This is a genomic window from Acidobacteriota bacterium, assembly GCA_016715115.1.
Lineage (GTDB): Bacteria > Acidobacteriota > Blastocatellia > Pyrinomonadales > Pyrinomonadaceae > JAFDVJ01.
In genome coordinates this window covers 191,715-211,816 of the sequence record JADKBM010000011.1, presented here as the reverse complement: position 1 = coordinate 211,816, position 20,102 = coordinate 191,715, and the positions used below count along the sequence as shown (strand labels likewise).

At 54.5% G+C, this 20,102-nt stretch carries 16 protein-coding genes; 3 read left to right on the top strand and 13 right to left on the bottom strand.

Features of this window, described 5'->3' with window-relative positions:
* Positions 1 to 6: 6 nt before the first annotated feature.
* The 8 genes from IPN69_09635 to IPN69_09600 all read right to left on the bottom strand — a co-directional run bounded on the left by IPN69_09635 (position 7) and on the right by IPN69_09600 (position 6,479).
* Complete coding sequence (locus tag IPN69_09635) at positions 7 to 684, bottom strand: hypothetical protein (protein ID MBK8810977.1); 678 nt, start codon at positions 682 to 684, stop codon at positions 7 to 9.
* Positions 681 to 980 carry a hypothetical protein gene (locus IPN69_09630; GenBank protein MBK8810976.1) on the bottom strand — a complete coding sequence of 100 codons (300 nt, stop codon included), beginning with the start codon at positions 978 to 980 and terminating at the stop codon, positions 681 to 683. The genes IPN69_09635 and IPN69_09630 overlap by 4 nt, the downstream gene beginning before the upstream one ends.
* Before the next feature lie 24 nt (positions 981 to 1,004).
* The gene (locus IPN69_09625; GenBank protein MBK8810975.1) at positions 1,005 to 2,057 is read right to left on the bottom strand and encodes a DUF3298 and DUF4163 domain-containing protein; all 1,053 of its coding nucleotides are present in this window, start codon (positions 2,055 to 2,057) and stop codon (positions 1,005 to 1,007) included.
* Between the two features lie 12 nt (positions 2,058 to 2,069).
* Positions 2,070 to 3,320, bottom strand: coding sequence for a competence/damage-inducible protein A (locus IPN69_09620; protein MBK8810974.1), 1,251 nt, complete (start codon positions 3,318 to 3,320; stop codon positions 2,070 to 2,072).
* 41 nt (positions 3,321 to 3,361) lie between these two features.
* On the bottom strand, positions 3,362 to 4,264 hold the full coding sequence (locus IPN69_09615; GenBank protein MBK8810973.1) for a hypothetical protein: 903 nt from the start codon (positions 4,262 to 4,264) through the stop codon (positions 3,362 to 3,364).
* A 151-nt stretch (positions 4,265 to 4,415) separates the two neighbouring features.
* Positions 4,416 to 5,033, bottom strand: a complete 618-nt coding sequence (locus IPN69_09610) for a (2Fe-2S)-binding protein (GenBank protein MBK8810972.1) — start codon at positions 5,031 to 5,033, stop codon at positions 4,416 to 4,418.
* Positions 5,034 to 5,046: 13 nt separating this feature from the next.
* On the bottom strand, positions 5,047 to 5,577 hold the full coding sequence (locus IPN69_09605; GenBank protein ID MBK8810971.1) for a transcriptional repressor: 531 nt from the start codon (positions 5,575 to 5,577) through the stop codon (positions 5,047 to 5,049).
* 20 nt (positions 5,578 to 5,597) lie between these two features.
* A complete protein-coding gene (locus tag IPN69_09600) occupies positions 5,598 to 6,479 on the bottom strand; it encodes a DUF2520 domain-containing protein (protein ID MBK8810970.1) in 882 nt (293 codons plus the stop codon).
* A 610-nt stretch (positions 6,480 to 7,089) separates the two neighbouring features.
* Between IPN69_09600 and IPN69_09595 the strand changes: the two genes are divergently transcribed.
* The 3 genes from IPN69_09595 to IPN69_09585 all read left to right on the top strand — a co-directional run bounded on the left by IPN69_09595 (position 7,090) and on the right by IPN69_09585 (position 14,041).
* The gene (locus IPN69_09595; protein MBK8810969.1) at positions 7,090 to 8,133 is read left to right on the top strand and encodes a VCBS repeat-containing protein; all 1,044 of its coding nucleotides are present in this window, start codon (positions 7,090 to 7,092) and stop codon (positions 8,131 to 8,133) included.
* A 90-nt stretch (positions 8,134 to 8,223) separates the two neighbouring features.
* Positions 8,224 to 13,476, top strand: a complete 5,253-nt coding sequence (locus tag IPN69_09590; GenBank protein MBK8810968.1) for an RHS repeat protein — start codon at positions 8,224 to 8,226, stop codon at positions 13,474 to 13,476.
* Between the two features lie 10 nt (positions 13,477 to 13,486).
* A complete protein-coding gene (locus tag IPN69_09585) occupies positions 13,487 to 14,041 on the top strand; it encodes a hypothetical protein (protein MBK8810967.1) in 555 nt (184 codons plus the stop codon).
* A 945-nt stretch (positions 14,042 to 14,986) separates the two neighbouring features.
* On the opposite strand, the gene IPN69_09580 is transcribed toward IPN69_09585, so the two are convergent.
* From IPN69_09580 to IPN69_09560, 5 genes are all read right to left on the bottom strand, one after another.
* Positions 14,987 to 15,529, bottom strand: a complete 543-nt coding sequence (locus IPN69_09580) for a hypothetical protein (protein ID MBK8810966.1) — start codon at positions 15,527 to 15,529, stop codon at positions 14,987 to 14,989.
* A gap of 679 nt (positions 15,530 to 16,208) precedes the next feature.
* Entirely contained in the window at positions 16,209 to 17,018 is an 810-nt protein-coding gene (locus IPN69_09575) for a hypothetical protein (protein ID MBK8810965.1), read from the bottom strand.
* Between the two features lie 398 nt (positions 17,019 to 17,416).
* Positions 17,417 to 18,583, bottom strand: a complete 1,167-nt coding sequence (locus IPN69_09570; GenBank protein ID MBK8810964.1) for a threonine synthase — start codon at positions 18,581 to 18,583, stop codon at positions 17,417 to 17,419.
* A gap of 73 nt (positions 18,584 to 18,656) precedes the next feature.
* Positions 18,657 to 19,262: a hypothetical protein gene (locus tag IPN69_09565; GenBank protein MBK8810963.1), complete on the bottom strand. Its 606-nt coding sequence runs from the start codon at positions 19,260 to 19,262 to the stop codon at positions 18,657 to 18,659.
* 94 nt (positions 19,263 to 19,356) lie between these two features.
* Positions 19,357 to 20,052: an arylesterase gene (locus tag IPN69_09560; GenBank protein MBK8810962.1), complete on the bottom strand. Its 696-nt coding sequence runs from the start codon at positions 20,050 to 20,052 to the stop codon at positions 19,357 to 19,359.
* Positions 20,053 to 20,102: the final 50 nt, after the last annotated feature.

The following is a 20,102-nucleotide window of genomic DNA, read 5'->3' as shown; positions in this document are numbered from 1 at the left end:
AACCGCTTACTTTCGTCGGTACACCCCGGAAAAAGAGACGTTTGCGCCGCCGCAGTTTAGATTATCCGATACGACCATAAATCTGCCGACCGCATTGAACGTCGCACGGCAATCGTATTCGCCCTTGTCGGCCCAACCGTAATTCAGTTTGCCGTTGGCATACTTCGCCGTGCCGTCGAGTTCGCCGATATGGATGTTATCGCCCAACCCGCGCCAGAATGCCGTGCCCTTAACGCCATAGACGTCCTTCGTCTTCGATGCCGCGATCTCGATGGTGCTGTCGTAATAGGTCCATTTTCCGATCCAGGCGCTTGGCCCACGTTCGCCGGGCAGCGCAACATAGTCAAGATTCGACAAGGCGATCCAACCGACCGTTTCCGACCCCTTTGCCGGTTGATACCAGACGCAGGCCCATTTTCCGAACTCCCGTGAAACGATAACCTCGTTCTTGGCAATGAGATAGCTTTTTGTGCGACAGTTCTTTCCGTTCGGACAATCGTCGTCGTCACCATAGAAATAAACTCGCGCGCCGCGTTTTGCCTTAACCTTCGCCAGTGAATAACTCTCGCTTTCACGCGGGAAAAAACCGTTGCGGCACATATTTTCGGGATTGCCGTCGAGTTGGCCGAAACCGGCAACTGCGGTCACGGCCAGCACGATCGCAAGATATGCAATTCTTTTCATTTCTTTATCACGCCGGCGCCGATCAGTGAATTTAGCAGGATCACGATCGCGCCGAGAATCCAAACCGGTAAGAAGACGAAATAGCCGCCCGCGTCCCTACCGAAAACCCATTTGCCCTGAGCCCTGCAAGCGAACCGGAAACCGAAATCAACAAGTACGAGCGCCGCCCCGACCGCGATCATCGTTTTCACGTCGCTGAGTTTGAAGACAAAGCCCCCGACCAGAGCGACGGCTCCACCGACGACGACGAACATCGCCAAACCCAGCCAGTTTCCGCGAACCGGAATCAATCCCATTGATCACATCTTCTCCTTCGTGGTCTAATTCAAACCGAACACCTTGAAACTCTTTGCAAACAAGGCGTCAAGTTTCGAATACGGGACAACGACCTCCTGCGGCCCCGCAGCGTACGAGGCAACCTGATACGCGTCGAAATTTACGAGAATCCCGTTTTTCGAAATGTTCCAGCTCGCGTAGTTTTCGTCTGTCGGCCCCGCACCGGTCGTGATCCATTCGTCTTCGTTCCCTTCATTCAGTTGGTCCTGCAATTTCTTAACGCAGAAGCCCGACAGAACTTGCAGAAAATTCGAGTTCGGCTTGAAAAGATCGGCGAATTTCAACTCGCGCCCGGTTCGAAAATCGAAATTCAACGTAAAACTCGCGCTGTTCCCATGGGCGCCGCCGGTATAGGTATAATTCCCGAACCGGATGCTGATCACGTCGTCAGCGGCATAGATGACATCATAGGAAATATCCGAAGTGTTCGGAATTCCCTGCTGTTTCGTCCATTTTAGGTCTTCGGCGGTCATCGCGAGCATTTCCTTGCGAAACTCATCGGTCAGCGACATCGCGTGTTTGCGGGCAAGACGATTGAACTCCGCTGCGACGGCAGCCGGAACTCCCGACAGTTCCGGATATTCGGCGGAAATACTGAACATTTTCGGCCGGTTGGTCTCGAAAAACGTCCGTGGAACGAGCCGCGCGCCTCCGCTGCTGAAATAGATCAGTTGCTCGGACAGATAAAAATCAAGCGTCTTGTTTCCAGCCCGATTCTTCCACTCGCCCTGAAGAATTCCGGCTCCGATCGTTTCGGAATCTTTCCAGGTGCCGGTGAACGTGCCCGTCTTCGCTCCCGCGACGGTTGTCTCCGTCAGCGTGAACGCGCCGTTCGCCCCGATCTTGCCGTTAACATTCAGCGGTTTCCCGATCCGTGTATAGGAATAGGTTCCCTTCAGCGTGTCGCCAGTCCTGGTAAGCGTCATCGCAACCCGGCTCTCGCCGAGTCTGCCGTAGAACGTTCGATTTTCGGACTGTGCAAAGGCATTCACGCCGACCAGTAACAAAACAAATATAAAAGTGATTTTTCGGTTCATGTTCCCTCAATTCTAAGACTCTTTTTTCCTAAGGATTTGCCGGCGAAGATAATCGAGCGCGGCCTGCGACGAACGCCACTGGATCAGATATTGGTCGCCCGGGAGTTTCAGATTCAAAGAGCGCACGTTTCCTTCCTCGGCGTATCCGACAAACACCGTTCCGACCGGTTTCTCAGCGGTGCCGCCGGCCGGACCGGCGATTCCGGTCACGCTCACCGCGTAGGTCGTTCCGGCGCGTTCACGCATTCCCGCGGCCATCGCCTCGGCGACTTCTTTCGATACGGCGCCGAATTCATCAATCAGCTCGGCCGAAACCCCCAAATTTCGTGTTTTCGCTTGGTTCGCGTAAGCCACGATGCCCTCGATGAAATAGTCGGACGAACCCGGGATCTCCGTCAGGCGTTGTCCGACGAGACCGCCCGTGCAGCTTTCGGCGACTGAAATCGTTTCCCCTCGGAGCCGAAGCAACCTTCCGACGACCTCTTCCATTTCCTCGCCGTCCGTCGAGAAGACCGCAACGCCGAGGACATCAACGATCTTCGCCGCGATTTCCGCATTGATCCGGTCGCACTCGGCCGCGTCCTTAGCCGAAGCCGACAAATGAACCTCGACCTCGCTTTTGTTGAAAAGAACACTGGTTTGAACCCCTGGATAAGCCGAATAGATGGGCGCGATCTGCTCGTCAAGCGCGGATTCACCGATCCCGGATACCTTGAGCACGCGTTTGCGGAAAACCACGCCGCCCGCCGTTTCTCTGAGTTTCGGAAGGACAAACTCGGTAAACATCGGCTGGTTTTCACGCGGCGGACCGGGAAGAACGACGAGCCGCGCAACGTCGGTTTCGGCCATCATTCCGACGGCCGATCCGTGATGATTCGGCAAAACGTCGGCACCGTCGATGACCCACGCCTGCCGTTTGTTGATCTCCGGCATTTCGCGCCCCCAGCGCCGGAAACGCTCGCGAAGATCATCTTCAAGTTCTTGATGATAAACGAGTTTACGCCCGACCGCGGCGGCAGACACCTGTCGCGTCACGTCGTCTTCCGTCGGGCCGAGTCCGCCGGTGACGACGACGAGATCCGACCGTTTGACGGCGTCGCGGATCGTCTCCTCAAGCCGCGCCGGATCGTCGCCGACGACCGTCTTCAGCTTGATCTCGACACCGATCTCGTTCAGCCTTTCGGTCAGCCAGAGACTGTTCGTGTCGATCTTGGTCGGCGTCAGCAATTCGGACCCAACCGCAATGATCTCGGCAGTTTGCATTGGTATATTTTAGCTCTAACCGGGTACACGGCGGAAATTGGCTACGATTTCGAATCGTAAATGTCGCGCAAAACCTCGGAAATGGTCTGCCTGTTCTTTGGTTGAGGATCGCCTGAAGCTTCCTTCCGGCGCGGCTTGCGCCCGTTCTTGGGTGCTTCGTGCTCGCGGTTGTCAAACTCCTCCCGGAGTGTCGGCGTGGAATCGTCAATGAAAGAACCTGTTTCGGCGTTCGAACCGAGGTGTTTTGGCGAAGATCCCGCCGCGGATGCTACGATCGATTCCCGGTCGAGCGCTTCCCGGCTCGATTCGAGCAACGCCTTTCCGCGGTTGCGGCGGGCGCGTTCGAGGGCGCGGACCGCGGTCGACATAAGCGGCGCTTCGGCGGGTTCGCGCTCGATCTTGCGCAGCGTCCGGACATAGTTCTGCAGCTCCGGCGACGGGTAGATGTAACGCGACTCGTCGGATCTATCATCCTCGACAATGTAAGTCAGTGCCTTGATCGCCGACTGATGATCGCCGGCCTTGTGATAGAGCGCGCCGAGCGCGAAACTAACCAAAGGCGGGGCACCGCTCATATTTCTCAGTATGCTCTCGCCGCGGGCGATCGCGTCCTGAATCTCGAAACCGTACCAACGGCGTTCATCATCGCGCAGGATCTCGTTCGCGATGAGATAAAATTCGAAGATCTCGCGGGTTCCGGACGTTGAAGGCGCGGCCAGCGTTCTCCAAATGAAATAAGCCAGAACGCCGAAAAAAAAGATCACAAAGACGGGCAGGCCGGTAAAGATCAGCATTCCCGCGATAACGGAAAAGGCCAGGACGTACTGGGTGTTCTCCTTGATCAACTGAGTCGATCGCTTTTGTAGTTTATTGGTTTCGCTCATTCCAAACGAAGGGACGAAAAGGGACGGGGCGAACGTCGCAAAGCCCGAATCGGCTTCCATAAAAGCCAGATACCGTCGATGGCGACCTCAAAAACACGGCAACGCAAAGTCCGGAAACAAGCGCCAGCGCATACAACCGCGTTCCGGCAAACGAGAACCGATTCTCACATTGCCGACGCACCCGAAACCCAAATTCCCTTTACTCGAAAACCTACTGAGCACCCTGTTTTCCCGGCGCTCGCTTCGGCTTCGGCTTCTTGATTTCCGGTCCGGCGTTGCCAGACTCAGTCGTTTCCGCGGCCGGTTGCTTTGCCTTCTTTTCGTCGGCTTCCATCTTGAAGCCGTACTGGGCCAAAAAGTCGACAAGTTTGCCGCCGAAGGTGTACGGCGCGTTGAGAACGTAGGAAACTGTTTCGCCAAAGGCAATCGCTTCGAGCTCCATCAGCCGTTCGATCTTCTTTTCAAGCGGCAGCGCCGCAAACTCTTTCTTGTACTCTTCCGCGCGCTGTTCCTCGGGTGCTTTTTCGTCTTTTTTCTTTTCCTGGGTCATAATCGAAATTTCTCCTTGTTTGATGATCGTCGCCTGACACGACAAGCGTTCACCTGACTTACGCCTGGCGGCGGTCAGTTGTTCCGTCTCAGCCGGGTTCAATTCCGACAGATGTCCGCCGCCGCTGACGATTCGGACCGCGCAGGTGTCGCATTTTCCGGCGCGACCGCATTCCGATTCAATGAAAATCCCAAGCCGTCCCGCGGCATCGAAAAGAGTGCTTCCGACGACCGCAATGCCGTTTCGTTTCTCGCGAACAAATTTCAGTTCTGCTTCCATTTTGTTTTACTGCTTATGATTGATTTCCGATCCCGGACCGAACTTTCACGCGCGGCTGGGCCCCGGTCTGAGTCAGGAACGGCTCGACGGACAAACTCTGGCATTCGCTGCAAACGCCCCACATCCGCAACGAATGATTGGTCAGCCGAAATCCAAACTCGGCCGCTGTCTTGTCCTGAAGTTCCTCGATCTCCGGCGAGAAGAACTCGATCACCTCTCCGCACTCGGTACAGATCAGATGATCGTGATGCTCGTGGTTGTAGTGGTGTTCATAGTAGGTCTTGCCGTCACCGAACCTGACCTCGCGCGCGAGCCCTGCCTCGGCGAGAAGTTTCAACGTTCTGTAAACCGTTGTCTGGCCGACGCTTGGATCTTCCTTCTGGACGAGCCAGTACAGATCCTCCATCGTCAGATGATCGTCGGTACGGAGAAATATGTCGAGAATCAAATCGCGCTGCGAGGTCCGCCGCAATCCGGATTTCCGGATATGCGCCTCAAAGATCTCCCGTTCGGAGTGGAACTCGTTTTCGGCCGGTGTCGTCATCGTCTCTTTCGCTTTCGATTCTAGCATTTGAGATCTGATTTCGCTAACAAAATCATCTCGCGAAGCTTGTCCGCTCTTGCTCCGCCGATTCCGTTTTTGGCCGCGAGATCAAGCGAGCGAACGGCGAGGTCGAGATAGATCTCTTTTGCGATCTCGGATGTCCTACCATCGAACGCGGCGAGATGCCGTTCGACAGTATCGACATCCGCGCGCGCAAACGGCCCGGTCAGCGCGGTCTGCGGTTTCTGCTTCGAGAGATTCTCGACGGTGCTCCTGATAAGCGGCATCAAGACTTCTTTCGCGTGCTCTTCCGGCAGTCCGCACGCGGCCAGCATTTCGAGCGCAACGTCAACAAGCGCAACAAGATGGCCGCACGCGACGACGGCCGAGGCGTGATAAAGCGATTTCGAATCCGTCGGGACAGAAAACGAAATCCCGCCAAGCGCGGCAACGATCTCATTGCCCGCGGCAACCGCCTTTCCGTCGCCTTCAAGGCAAAAATAAGCACCGGAAAATGATTGTGCGCCCGTTTTCGGATCGCTGATCGAAACCAGCGGGTGCAACGAACCGATCGAGCATCCGAGATCTCTTAGTTCGGAGAGAATCTCAGACGAAAGCGCGCCGCTGGTATGGAATACAATTGGCTTTGAGTTATTCAAGCGCTCAGCGACGAGACCCGCCGCCGCCGCGATCTCAGCGTCGCGAGTGGCGATGAAAACGATATCGGAGCCGATCGCGAAGTTGTCTGACCAATCCACGAGATTGGACGATCCGACGTCGCGCGCGAAGTCTCGGTCGCGGGCCACTACCGCATCGACTCTGTGTCCGGCACGCGCCAACGCGAGGGCGAACGCCCCTCCGACGCGGCCCGCGCCAATGATTGTGATCGATCTCGGTTCCATATCTTTCTTTTAGTTCCTTTTTCAAACCAACGCAACCGCCCGGCCGATTTTTTTTCGACGCGTAAACTGTTTTCGGAGTTTGATTTGCAAGCGATTACCTAATCAAGTGCCGAAAGTGCGGTTGACAAGGTTTTTCGACTCGTGATAGTTTTTTGGACACTCATTGAAAGAAAGTGCGATCGCCCGGCTCGGGATCGCAACAGGCTCATTAACGACGCTGATCCAAGTCACGTCTTTTACTCAAAACCAAACGGATACATCACGGTCCGTGAAACACCTTAGCGAGGCTCTATGTTCAACAACTCAATTGCGTTTATTTTGTTTTCCGAGATCTTCACGAAATCAACACCCAATTCAATTTCCGAAATTGTCGGAAGTTCAACCAATCGTCGTTAAACCCGCGTACCGAAACGCGAATTTCTGACACACCCGGACGCAATCCGTGTGTAAACCGTCACCGAAGGCCCTCGCGCCGCGGTTCCGCGACGCGTCGACTTCACCAAAAAGGGGAATTATGCTCAAACCAAAAAAACTCAGACGACTAAACCATCATTCGCCCGGCCGACGCCACTTCGGCCGGAAGTTCATCCGGCAAAACTGGCTCCTCCTGATGATATTCGGATTTGTCTCGCTTGGAGTACTTGGAAGCGGACTCAGCTTTCTTGAACAGGAGGCAAAAGAGCGGGTCGAAAACCGGGCGCGCCTGCGAACCGAACCCGAGAACTCCTTGCTCGACCTCGTCAATCCCTTCTTGCCGCCGCCGACTCCGACTCCGCAAATTGCGAAGGAGTACGTTTATGCCGGTTCGCGCTTGCTTCTGGTCGCCGATGCGAACGCCTACGCGGCGCCTCCCGTTGACCTTGCCGTTTGGCGTCCGTCCACCGGGACCTGGTGGGTAATGGGCGGTGCCGAGGGATCGCAGCAAGTCGCGCAAACCTGGGGAACAAACGGCGATATGCCGGTCCAAGGCGATTTTGACGGCGACGGGAAGACCGACTTCAGCATCTTCCGCCCATCCAGCAATCAGTGGTGGATACTGCGTTCGAGCGATGCGACCTATTTCGCGATCACCTTCGGCGCTGCCGGCGATAAGGCCGCGCCAGCCGATTTCGACGGCGACGGACGAACCGATCCGGCCGTGTTCCGGCCGGCCTCCGGCGTCTGGTACACCCTCGGCAGTTCAAACAACGCCACGGTTCAAACGCAATTCGGAGTTTCGTCCGACATCCCGGATCCAAAGGACTTCGACGGTGACGGACGCGCCGACCTCGCGGTATGGAGGCCGAATAGTGCCAGTTTCTACAGCCTAAACAGTTCTAATGGCCAGACGTCAACGGTCAATTTCGGCAACGCCGGCGGCAAGCCGGTCAGCGGCGATTACGACGGCGACGGGCGCGCCGACCACGCCGTCCGCAACGGATCCGTCTGGGTCGTCAGAAACAGTTCGACAGGACAATTTCAGAATACGAGTTGGCAACAGGCCGCGGACATCGAAGTTCCGAACGACTATGACGGCGATGGCCGAACGGATATCGCGGTCTGGCGAAACACGGACGGCAACTGGTACATCCGCAGAAGCTCCGACGGCCAACTCCGTCGCGAGGCCTGGGGCGCGGCGGGCGACATTCCGGTACCCGCTTACTTTCGAAGGTAGCCCGACAAAGCGATGGGAGCTTTGTTTCCAAAAAATATCATCCTTACCCGCGACTGAACGCGGACAAAGACAACGGAGATTTTGAATGCTATGAAAAAACAAATCGTTCAGACCCTGCTTCTGCTGCTTACGCTCACCTTGCAGGCGCTTGCGCAACAGCATACCGAAAACAAGTCGGACCTCACACTACGAGGTTCGGCACGTGTGAACCCTTCGACGCTCGGGATGGAATTCGAGATTCCACTCGGGTCATATCCTGGACGCGGAATCGATGTCCCGGTCTCCGTCAGCTATTCCTCAAAGATCTGGCGGCTTGACTATAACGCTTCGCAGCCCGCCGTGAACAACCCGGACACCTGCATCGCGATCAACCGGGCTCGATTCGCCGAAAACAGCGCTTCCGGCTGGACCACAAGTATGGCGGTCCCGTACATCGAATACGTCGGCCTCGACAACATTTACAACTCGAACGGAAATCCCGCCGGAAGCGACGATCCGGGATGTACCCCGAACACGCCTCCGCAATACACGGAAAATGCTTGGGTCCGTCGCATCTCTCTGCATCTTCCGAGCGGCGAGTCCCACGAACTGCGTTTGAACGATTCGGTTCTGACATACCCGCCGTTCAGCAACTGCAACGACAACGATCCGCAAACCCCGTGCGACCCGAACGATCCGACACTTCCGGCCAATTGGAACGGATGGTACTTTGCGGTTGACGGCTCGAACATTCGCTATTTCGAGGACCGGACGAACAACGTCTATTTCGTTCATATGCCCGACGGCTCGCGATACGAATTCAACACGGCGCTCGGCGGCTCCGATTCCGCCACAATTCGAAAGGCGAACAAGCTCGTCGAACGGAACGGGAACTTCAGCACGTTTCACGAACCTTCAGCAGCCTATCCGAACGGACATTGGACGGACACCATCGGCCGCCAGATTCCGGTTCCTTTCAAACCGAAGGCGCCCGCCGAACCGACCGTCCAAACGTTAGCACTTCCCGGAATCGGCGGATCGAGCGTTACTTACAGGTTTCACTGGAAGCGGCTCAAGGGCAACTCACCGGAAGAGAGCGCGATCACTGATTTCAATGCGCAACTGAAATTCATCGGCGACAAATACCTCCAAAACAACACTTGGAGGACGCGCGCTGCGGGACAGTCGCTGTTCAATTCGGAATTCGAGGCCTGGGTGGTTAACGACGATCAGGAATTCAATCCGGTCGTACTCGCCGCGGTCGAATTGCCTACCGGCGGATTCTACCGCTTCGGTTACAACATTTTCGGCGAGATCGAACTCGTCCGTTTGCCGACCGGCGGGGAGGAGAGATTCACAATGAATACGGTCGGATCGATCACAGATCTTACCGGACCGAATGCCGAGGTCAATCGCGGCGTCACGAACCGCCGGGTCTTTGAATCGCCGACAGCGCAAAATCCTTACCAATGGGAATTCTCGGCCCAGGCGGTCAACAATGCCGTCTTCAAAGTCACGGTGAAGAATCCGGACGGCACGCGCGCCGAACGAATGCTATATCGCGGCTTTGCCCCTGTATCTTCGGGCGGGCTGTTCGGTTTCGAGAACGCGCTTGCCGGAATGGCTTTTGACGAGCGGCTTGTCGACGCCTCAAATCGGATCTTCTCGAAAAAACTGACGACCTGGGCAAAAACGGCATTGCCGATCGCGAACGCCGGGGGCATCGGAGCCAGCGCGGACTGGCATCCGCGTGTGAAGGCGATCGAAACGGTGACATATGATCCCTCCGGCAACGGCGTCTCCGCCACGACAAGCTACGGCTTTGAAAACGAGTCCGAGTTGAACCAACCGTCGGTCCCGGTGCTCACCAAATCCGTGAGTGATTTCGGCTTTGTGAACGCCGGAAGCGGACTGTCGGGAACGCCGATTCGCACGGTCAAGTACACCTATCTGATCAACGACCCATCGGTCCCTCAAACCACGCGCGACATTTATCGCAGTGCCAACCTCGTTGGACTGGTTAGCGCGACCGAACTGAGCGATGGCTCCGGCAACATTGTCTCGAGATCGGAAACGCGTTTTGATGAACCGGGATTCTCATCCCAGACCGGTCGCGGGAACGCAACGACGTCTTTGGTTTGGAACAGCACTTCGGGCCATTTCTCGAACCCTGCGTCATACATCGCGACGCGAGCGAGGTTTGACGCCGACGGAAATCGTGTCGAGTCGATCGATGCCCGCGGAAACTCGACCGTGACGGAATATGACCCGACATACAGAATGTATCCGATACGGGTAACGTCACCGATTCCCGACCCATCCGGCGCGAAGGGCTCAAACACGGCATTCGTCTCCGAATCCACATTCGATCCGGCGACCGGACTGCAACTCAGCGGCAAGGATATGAACGGCCTCGAACTCCGGCTCGAATACGACCCCGCCACTTTGCGGTTGCTATCTTCCAAGACGTTCTTTCAAAACGCTCAGGTCGGCGGAGTTTCTGAAACGGTCTACAACGACCAGGCCGGGAACAACTGGATCAAATCGCGTTCCCAGATCGACTCAAACATTTGGTCGGAACGAATATCCTATTTTGACGGACTCGGCCGGGAGTTCCGAACCGAAGAAATGAACTCCGGCGGCAACATCTTCGTCGACAAGGAATTCGATTCCGACGGTCGTTTGAGCAGAGTCTCCAATCCGTATCGAAACGGCGAGGTGATCACCTGGACAACTAACGAATACGACGAGGCGAGCCGGATCAAGAAAGTGATCCTGGCGGACGGTTCGACGGTCGCGACGGACTGGGGCGTGTTGATGGGCGACTTTACGGCCTCTACGAAGACCATCACCGACCAGTCCGGCAAAAAGCGAAAAGGAATGTATGACTCGCTCGGGCGACTGATTCGGGTGATCGAAGACCCGGACGGACTGCAACTTGTGACGAACTATCTCTTCGATGCCGCCGGGAACATCCGAAAAACGGTTCAGGGCGAACAAACACGGTTCTTTGCATTTGACTCGATCGGACGGCTCATTTATTCGAAGCACGCCGAACAGGATTCGAATCCGTCGCATTCGTACACAGATGCCGTAACCGGCAACACGAATTGGTCAACCCGGTACGAGTACGATCCTTCCGGCAATATCGTGAAAACTACCGATCCGCGCGGGATTTCGGTCTCCGCGACATACGACGCGCTGAGCCGAATGACCAAGCGCGACTATTCGGACGCCACCCCGGACATCGATCTCTATTTCGACGGGACGGGCCTGCCGGTCGTCCCAAGCAACGCAAAAGGCAAGGCGACCCGCGTTTCAACCTCGCTATCTGACTCGCGAATCACGAGTTTCGACCCGTTCGGCAATCCCTTGAGTTCGCTGCAAACAACCGAGGGTAGAACGTATGAATCGGCCTATTTGTACAACCTCTCCGGGCAACTCGTCTCGGAAACCTATCCATCAGGCCGGATCTTGAGAAACTCTCTCAATGCGAACGGTCAGATCGAATCGCTGACCTCGCAGACGGCAAACCTGGCGCCGCAGGTCCTGTTTAGCCGGGTTTCGTACAATTCGGGCGGGTCTGTAGAGAAAATGAGGTTGGGCAACGGCCGCTGGGAATCAACCGAATACAACACGCGCCAGCAGATTACGAGAGTCGGACTCGGTTTCTCGACCGCCGACCGGAGTCTCCTGGACATCGGGTTTGGCTACGGCTCGTCGTCGGAAAACAACGGATCGGTTCGGAGCCAAACCATCAAGCACCGGGGACTGGCGGAGATCCGTCAGAGTTATCAATACGATTCCCTCAATCGCCTGACCGACGCGGCCGAATCGTTCGGCAGCAACCAACAATCGTGGCGGCAGTCGTTTGATTACGATCCTTACGGCAACCGGAGATACCAAACAGGAACGACGACTTTGAGTCCGACGGTCGCAACAAAAGTCTCAAATCCGCTGATCCAGAGTCACGACAATCGTCTCAAAAGAGATCAGGACGGAGACAACCTCGTCGACTTCGGTTACGATCCGGCGGGAAACCTCGTCCTCGACGCCGAAAACAAACGCTTCGTGTTCGATGCTGAAAACCGGCTTAAAGAGTTCTTTAAGTCCGATAATCTGAGCTCGTCACCGGACGCGATCTATGGCTACGACGGCGACGGGAAACGTGTATTGAAGATGACCGCTGCGGAAAAGACCGTTTTTGTTTACAATGCGTTCGGCAAACTCGTGGCCGAATACTCGACCGTCGTGCCCTCACAGCCGAAAACGAGCTATTTGACCGCTGATCATCTCGGCAGTCCGCGCGTCGTGACTGACGGTGGCGGGTTTGTTGTTTCGAGACATGATTACCTCGCCTTCGGCCACGAGATCTCGGACACGGTCGGAAACGTCGGCGGGCGAAGAATCGTCGACGGATACGGTCGATCGGACGAAATCCGGAACAGATACACAGGCTACGAACGCGATTCCGAATCCGGGCTCGACTTTGCGCAGGCCCGTTACTACGACGCCGGCCGCGGGCGATTTACTTCCGTCGATCCGCTGACCTCGTCGGCGAGTTTGAAAGATCCGCAGACGTTCAATCGTTACTCATACGCGCTGAATTCACCGTACAAGTTCGTCGATCCGCTTGGATTGATCTCAAGTTCCACCGGAGCCAACGGCGGTAACTCGGATAACGGCCCGCGCAAGCCACGTCGCTTGAAGCCGAAGACCCGGCAAGTTCCGAAGGGGCTTGAGCCGAATCCCAATGTTGTCGTTCCCAAAAACGTTCAGCAAGAAGCGAAGACCTCAGTCCTTCCCGCCAAGACGAATCCGGGCGGTAAAGAAGTACAGGCGATGCTTCCAAGTTCGATGGTCGATCTGCAAACCGATCTCGCGAATTTCACATACACACAAGTTGGAGCAGCGACCAGCCAGTCGGTCGCAAATTCCCGTTTCGGATCGATTCAGCCGGAACAGGTCAAGGTCACCGAGACTCTTAGCGAGTCGAGCGAAAAAACCGAATCATCCGAAACCGCAGTGACGGCCGAAGTATCGCAGGAGCCAAATCTATCCGTCACCTCGGGTTCGGGCTCGGCCGACAGCCAAAGCAAGACGGGAACATCCGAGCTCGAGGTCAGCGGTCGCTCGACCGATATGAGCGGGGTGCTGAATAACGTTTCGAATCAAACCAATCTGGCGATCACCAATTATCTTAACGCCAACAGCGATGCAAACGGGATGATGAGATTCACGTTGGTCGACCAAAACAATGTCCGAAGCCGCGGGGTCGTCCATCGCGATCAGGTCGGGAGCTATCTTCGCGATTTCGTGACGCGGATTCGGGCACAGGCATATCACGATTTCGGAGGCCGATAGGAGAACAATTATGAAAACACGACTGACTTTTTGTTACGTTTCCTTTCTTTTCGTCGCTGCCGTCCTGATTCAGGGCCGCGGCACAAACAGCTGGCTTTCACCTCCTTTCGAAGATTCGCCGACCGCAGTTTCGACCCGGTTCTTCGACCGATCGATCGGCAAGAAAGCGCGAGATTCGCTGACCGGTCCCAGCCCCGAATCATTCCGTGAATGCGTAATGCTGACGGTCGAAGACTGCCGGAAACAGAGGGAGACCGCGGCCGTTCGAAGGTCGAAACCCGCGTCAACGGAAGAACTTGTCTTTGATCTTAAGTCACCCCGGGAACAAAGTGTTTCGGTTGGCTTTTACATTGAGAGCCTTGAAAAAGGAAAGGTCAAGCTCGTACGGGTCGTTTCCGAAAACACCGCCGGGGCAGAAGCACGGGTCCGGGTTGACATCGATTTTGGGGGAGAGCACCTGACAAAAGACGTTCTTCTTTTCAAAGAGTCCGACTGGCGAGTATTTGAAATCGTTTCGGTCGGCGATCACGTCAACTACGCAACCACGGCGCTTCCGCACTCGTGAACCGTTGCTCTCCGTCACGAAAGATGCGGCGCCGATCCCGCGCAAGTCGGCGACCAGGCAGTGTCTAACTTGAGCAAGACCCAGGTCAATGATACTGCGCCTTTTAGCCATTGGGTCGAAGGTTCGAGTCCTTCTCGGATCACCATTATTACTGAGTAAGACGGGCATTGAAACCCGTCTTTTTTGCTTTAGGTACTATCTTAGGTACCAACTGACATTTTTTGAGGGAAATTATGGCACTTTCACCTGAGGACAGAGAACAATTTAGATTATTGGTAGCAGAAGGAATTAAGACAGCAATTCCGGAAATACTTCGAGCATTTAAGCCGGATTAATGTCTATCCAGTTGCCAGATAATGTCATCAATGTGATCGAAAGAATGCCGGCAAAAAGAGCCAGACTCATTCAGGCTGACATTATCGCAAAGGATCATCCGGAGCGGACTGACGCTCTTCGAAAGATAGACCCGGAATGGTAATCCGTCAGCCAAATTCTTCTGCAAAACTTTTGTCTTTCTTTCACCCAATTCGTTCGGCATAAAATCCGTGGCGGAACCCCGACGTGTTTCAACAAATCAGCCTCGACCTTTGCGGAATCAACGGTAAAACTGCGCGACATCGGCGATCGTTTTAGCTTTCTTCTCATCGAGCGGATCGTCATCGTCCGAAAGTCATTCCAAGGTTTCAAATAGCATATTTCGGAAATTCTCAGACTTTATAGTGCCCGTCCAAAATGCCGCCGGGAAGCCAGACCGAGTAATGAGTGTCGCTCATGAAATAATGGACCGTGCCCAAAGGCGTGTTTCAACAAATCAGCCTTGACCTTTGCGGGAATCAACGGTAAAACTGCGCGACATCGGCGATCGTTTTAGCTTTCTTCTCATCGAGCGGATCGTCATCGTCCGAAAGTCATTCCAAGGTTTCAAATAGCATATTTCGGAAATTCTCAGACTTTATAGTGCCCGTCCAAAATGCCGCCGGGAAGCCAGACCGAGTAATGAGTGTCGCTCATGAAATGATGGATCGTGCCCAAAGGCATGAAACCCCTTCCGGCCCCGGTGCTCGCGAACACCTTGCCGCCGCCCAGTTTCAGGAACACCGACCCCATCGCATCCAAAAAGTCCCAGCCGCCGCCCGGATCGTCCGCGATCGAGCAACCGCTAAAATAGATACGGGCGCCGACGTAAGGAAATATCCTTTCCCATCCGCGGTTCGTGAACCAATTATGGATGATCGACGCGTTGATGTAGTCGTCGCCGAAAAAGATCATGCTTTTGTTGCCGTGCGTCTCGAAAAGGCAGCGCCCGTAGGTTTTGCCCTGCCTTACCAAGTGGTCCATCGCCGCCGTGAATTCGGGAAGACTTCCGACGCCGAGCGTTTCTCTCGAATCGATCGCCCTGCCGAGCACGGTGCGATTCGCGGTCGTAAAATGAAATTGCCCCTCGCTGTCGTCGAAAATATGCAGAAGCGGTGTCGGAATAAGACTCACAATAAACCTCCAAAAGTATTGATTTTTCGTTGAGTATTTTGCCCTCTACCTAAAAGCGCGACTTTTTCGGAAATGACGGGTCGAAAATCTTTCTGACCCCAAAAAAAAATCGCCTCTAAAATCTTCAATTTAGGGCAGGGGGTTTTATAGACAAAATCATTCTAATTTCAGCGGTTCATACTAATCTCGCGGGGCAGGATCGGGGCGCGGCGGGCAACGGCTGTGTCGAATCAACAGGTCGAGGCCGCGGTCAAGGCGCTGATGAAGAAGCAGGACGATCCCATTTGGGATTTGGGATTTGGGATTTGGGATTAATGCTGTCCTAAACGTTTGCCGGCTTTTGGGATCACTGGCGTCCAGTTATACGTCGCATTAGAGTCAACAGTTTTGGGCAACTTTATTCGTCATTTCCGTGTTCGAGCTCGGTAAGTAGTTGAAACGAAGGGGGTTTGTCCAGCGCGGAGATCGGCAGAATCTATAGAATTTCGCACCGAAACCGGTAACTGCACTCGTGACGGCAACGCGTTTGATTCGGGACGCAATCGTATGTGGCGATATGGCGTTGGGATTTTCGATTTTGGATTTCGCATCAGCCCTTATTGTCAAGGTTTTGTTCAATAAAACAACCAGCATTCATAACACCAAGACTTTTTCCCCTATTTTGGTTATCGTCTCGAGATCATTTTTTGTAATTTTCTGCCACAAACTTGTTAAAAAGCTCATTCAGATTCGCTGGTTCGTAGATCGCAGATCCATCGGCATTAGGGATCTTAGATCTGACGGCATTTGCTTTACTTTGTTCGTAGGCGATGGCTTCATCTAAGTACGCAGTCATAAATCTTTTCCCGATCGGAGTAGCAACAAATTTGTCGTATTCCGCCTTTTCAGCTTCCGTATATTTCAATTTTCCGCCATTACGGGTGATGAGTTCCGCCCTCCGTATCTGCTCAAGATATTGCAATGCCTGTTGTCCCTCCCATGCATAAAAAAAGTTGGACAATTCTTTAAGTTCGGTCAGTGTAAATGCTGCCGAATAGCTTTTTTCCAAGCCCTCCCGAATCCAATCCCAGGTCGGGAAATTCTTTATCTTCGAATCAGTGGTGATCTTGTCCGTGATCTTGATCAATTTGTCATAATTGGCTCGAACAAAGGCTTTTTGGGCGGCATTTAATTTTTTATTCACTTTCAGAGCGGCATCAAACCCTTCGATTCTGTTTTTTCTATCCTCTGCCTTAGCCGCTTCAGTCTCTTTAGTTCCCGGAAGTGTTTCCAATAAATAATCAATTCCCACATAAGGATGTTTAGGAAATGTCAGAATAATCACTTGTTCTACAAGTAGGGGTTTGGTGGAAGGGTCTGTCGTTTCTGCTTCAGAATCCGCCTGTTTGTTCGGTGTGTCCTGTGCCATCGCAACAAGACTGAAAACTGAAAACATCAGCGATAGAATCAATCCTAACTTGGTCCAATTATTTATTTTATAAATCATCATAATTTTCCTTATTTCGCTGAAGAGCCAGCCTTCAATCACATAAACGGGAAAATTAAAGAAAACGGGCCATTAAAAAGCAGGTAATTGATTAGGTCGATGAAAAGCCGTTGAAAACGGCGATATGTTTGTAGCCCACAATGCAATTGCAACCCGGTGGGCTTCGTGGTTTCGAGCAAGGCCGTCGTACATCGAAACGTCGATCGTCCGCGTCCGCTGCAACCGTCCCTCACATCGCCGAAGGTGACGATCATAACCCGCTGCAAGCTTGACATCGAATGTGTCGGAAAGGTTGTTTGATCGATCCGACGACAAATTCCCGATTTCGCGATTGCCTCCGAACGATTCGTAAAGAGCAACTACGCGGTTAACAAATCGACTTTCGATCTCGGAATGTCCCCTTAATCGAAGCACTCAAGGTATTTAACGCCGGCTCCGGTGTTGAAGATGACGACCTTTTCGCCTTCCGCAACTGAGCCGTCGTCGATCAGCCGGCGCAAGGCCGGGAGGCACGCCGCCCCCTCGGGCGCGCAGAACAATCCCTCGGCCGCGCCGATCTCGCCGACGGCCGCGATCAGATCCAAATCGGGCACCGCGACCGCCGTGCCACCCGAAGCGTGCAACGCATCGATGATAAGAAAATCTCCGATCGCCTTCGGAACGCGCAGTCCCGAAGCCGAAGTGTGTGCGTTCGGAAACTCATCCGCGAACCGCTCCCCGGCGTGAAAGGCCCGAACGATCGGAGCGCATCCCGCCGCCTGAACCGAGATCATTCGCGGCCGCTTCGGGCCGATCCAGCCCATTTCCTCCATTTCATCGAACGCTTTCCACATTCCGATCAAACCGGTGCCGCCACCCGTCGGATAGAGAATCACATCGGGCAACGTCCAACCGAACTGTTCGGCCAATTCATAGCCCATCGTTTTTTTCCCTTCGACGCGGTACGGTTCTTTGAGGGTCGAAACGTCGAACCAACCTTCCGATTCTTTGCGTTCCGCGACTATCTTTCCGCAGTCGGTGATCAATCCGTCGACCAAGGTAACAAACGCACCGGTCTGCTCGCACTCGACGATGTTCGCCCGCGGAGTGTCGCGCGGCATAAACAGGTGAGCCTCCATCCCCGCGCGCGCGGCGTAAGCGGCGAGCGCGCCGGCTGCGTTACCGGCCGATGGCGCCGCGGTTTTGCGAACTCCGAGCTCTTTTGCCATCGAAACCGCCGCAGTCATTCCGCGCGCCTTGAAGCTCTGCGTCGGATTGGTCGATTCGTCCTTGATGAATAACTCGACCGGAAGCGTGAGCGATGCCGCCAAACGGTCGGCCCTGAGAAGCGGCGTCATCCCTTCGCCGAGCGAAACGATGTTTTCGGGATTTTCGACCGGCAGCACCTCGCGATAACGCCATAAATTCGATTCGCGCGACACCAGCGATTGTCTCGTCAGCGTTTTCGCGGCCCGTTCCAGATCGTACCGAACAAGCAACGGCTTTCCGCATCCGGTGCAGAGATTGTGAAGTTTGCCGGCCGCGTAGCTGAGCCCGCAATTGGCGCATTCAAGGTGTGTCACGTTCATACAGGCAGATTAATTGAAAGGCCCGCAAAACTCAATTTTGCGGGCCACGTCGATCCAAAATCCTACGATGATCTTACTTCTTGATGAGTTCCCGAAACAGATTCACCGCGGCATTGATGCCGAGCGAGATCGTTCCGCTCCTGAGTCCGTCCTTGTAGTCGAACCGCTTCGGAAACCAAGTTTCCGAGGCGACGATGTTTGAAACATACGCTCCGGCGATTCTCGGCACACCGACGACGCGCTTCCCTTTCGAATTTCGCGCGGTTACGGTCGAGAGCAACGCGTTTGCAACCTTCGATCCAAGATCGCGTTTCTTGCTCCGGTAGAAAGAGCTGTCCAATTTCAGCGCTTCGTCGAGCCCGAATTGGGTCGTCTGGCGGATGACGTTCTTCCCGAAATCCGAGGCAAAGCGGCGACCGAACCCTTCTCCCGATTTTTCCCATTCTTCGGGCGAATTTCGGAATGTACCAACTGCCGAAGTCGCCGCGACGCGGGCAAGCGTCAGCGGTCCGAACATACTCTTCAAATAGTTCTTGCGCCGTGTTTCCCCATCCGGTCGTTTGTAGTCGCTCGCGACCGGCGATTGGGTGTCCGGATTCTTGGGCTCAGGCGTTGTCTGACCGAACGCCGAGACTGTCAATGTAAATACCAGCGCGGTGATAAGCAAAAATGATCTCATTAACCCTCCTTGATTCTAAATACTAAGTTGCCGCGCACTCGCGCGGCGTTTCAGCAATGATAACTTCTTGAAGCTGATTTTCAGAACCCTCCGCTCACTTTCTGAGCATCGGCTTCAAAGCCTTGTATACATTTTCGGTCATAATCTTCGAACCTTCGGCATTCGGATGGATTCCGTCGGCTTGGTTGAGATCCTTGTTGAGCGCGACGCCGTCGAGCAAAAACGGCAGAAACTGCGTCTTGTACTCGGTCGCAAGATCCGGAAACGCCATTTGAAAATCGCGCTGGTAATCGGCGCCGACGTTGGGCGGCGCGAACATTCCGCAGAGCAGAACGCGGATCTTTTTCGCTTGAGCCCGTTCGATGATCGTGGCGAGGTTCTTTTTCATACTCGCCACGGGCATCCGCCGCAACAGGTCGTTGCCTCCAAGCTCGAGCATCAGGATATCGACATTCTCCATCTCGAGCACCCAGTCGATCCGTTCCAGACCACCGAGTGACGTGTCGCCCGAAACGCCGGCATTGATCACCTCGTAATTAAAGCCGTCGGCCGCAAGTTTTTCCTGCAGCAGATATGGAAAAGACTCCTTTTCCAAAAGGCCGAACCCCGCCGTCAGGCTGTCGCCGAAGGCGATGATCTTTGGCCGGTCCGAACGGATCTCGGGCGTCACGAGCGGCTTCGACAGATTCTCGTTTGTCCGCTGGGGAGCGCTGCCCGCGCCGCAACCGAAAACAAACAAGGAAACCGCGACGAGAAGCACTGGGAAAACTGACCGATGAACTGTATTCATAATTCGAATAACTTTTTACGCGCGACGTCGTTTAATAGATTCAGAAAATA

Coding starts and splice junctions, on each gene's coding strand:
- IPN69_09635 (MBK8810977.1), bottom strand. CDS start 684: ATGAAAAGAATTGCATATCTTGCGATCGTGCTGGCCGTGACCGCAGTT.
- IPN69_09630 (MBK8810976.1), bottom strand. CDS start 980: ATGGGATTGATTCCGGTTCGCGGAAACTGGCTGGGTTTGGCGATGTTC.
- IPN69_09625 (MBK8810975.1), bottom strand. CDS start 2,057: ATGAACCGAAAAATCACTTTTATATTTGTTTTGTTACTGGTCGGCGTG.
- IPN69_09620 (MBK8810974.1), bottom strand. CDS start 3,320: ATGCAAACTGCCGAGATCATTGCGGTTGGGTCCGAATTGCTGACGCCG.
- IPN69_09615 (MBK8810973.1), bottom strand. CDS start 4,264: ATGGAAGCCGATTCGGGCTTTGCGACGTTCGCCCCGTCCCTTTTCGTC.
- IPN69_09610 (MBK8810972.1), bottom strand. CDS start 5,033: ATGGAAGCAGAACTGAAATTTGTTCGCGAGAAACGAAACGGCATTGCG.
- IPN69_09605 (MBK8810971.1), bottom strand. CDS start 5,577: ATGACGACACCGGCCGAAAACGAGTTCCACTCCGAACGGGAGATCTTT.
- IPN69_09600 (MBK8810970.1), bottom strand. CDS start 6,479: ATGGAACCGAGATCGATCACAATCATTGGCGCGGGCCGCGTCGGAGGG.
- IPN69_09595 (MBK8810969.1), top strand. CDS start 7,090: ATGATATTCGGATTTGTCTCGCTTGGAGTACTTGGAAGCGGACTCAGC.
- IPN69_09590 (MBK8810968.1), top strand. CDS start 8,224: ATGAAAAAACAAATCGTTCAGACCCTGCTTCTGCTGCTTACGCTCACC.
- IPN69_09585 (MBK8810967.1), top strand. CDS start 13,487: ATGAAAACACGACTGACTTTTTGTTACGTTTCCTTTCTTTTCGTCGCT.
- IPN69_09575 (MBK8810965.1), bottom strand. CDS start 17,018: ATGATGATTTATAAAATAAATAATTGGACCAAGTTAGGATTGATTCTA.
- IPN69_09570 (MBK8810964.1), bottom strand. CDS start 18,583: ATGAACGTGACACACCTTGAATGCGCCAATTGCGGGCTCAGCTACGCG.
- IPN69_09565 (MBK8810963.1), bottom strand. CDS start 19,262: ATGAGATCATTTTTGCTTATCACCGCGCTGGTATTTACATTGACAGTC.
- IPN69_09560 (MBK8810962.1), bottom strand. CDS start 20,052: ATGAATACAGTTCATCGGTCAGTTTTCCCAGTGCTTCTCGTCGCGGTT.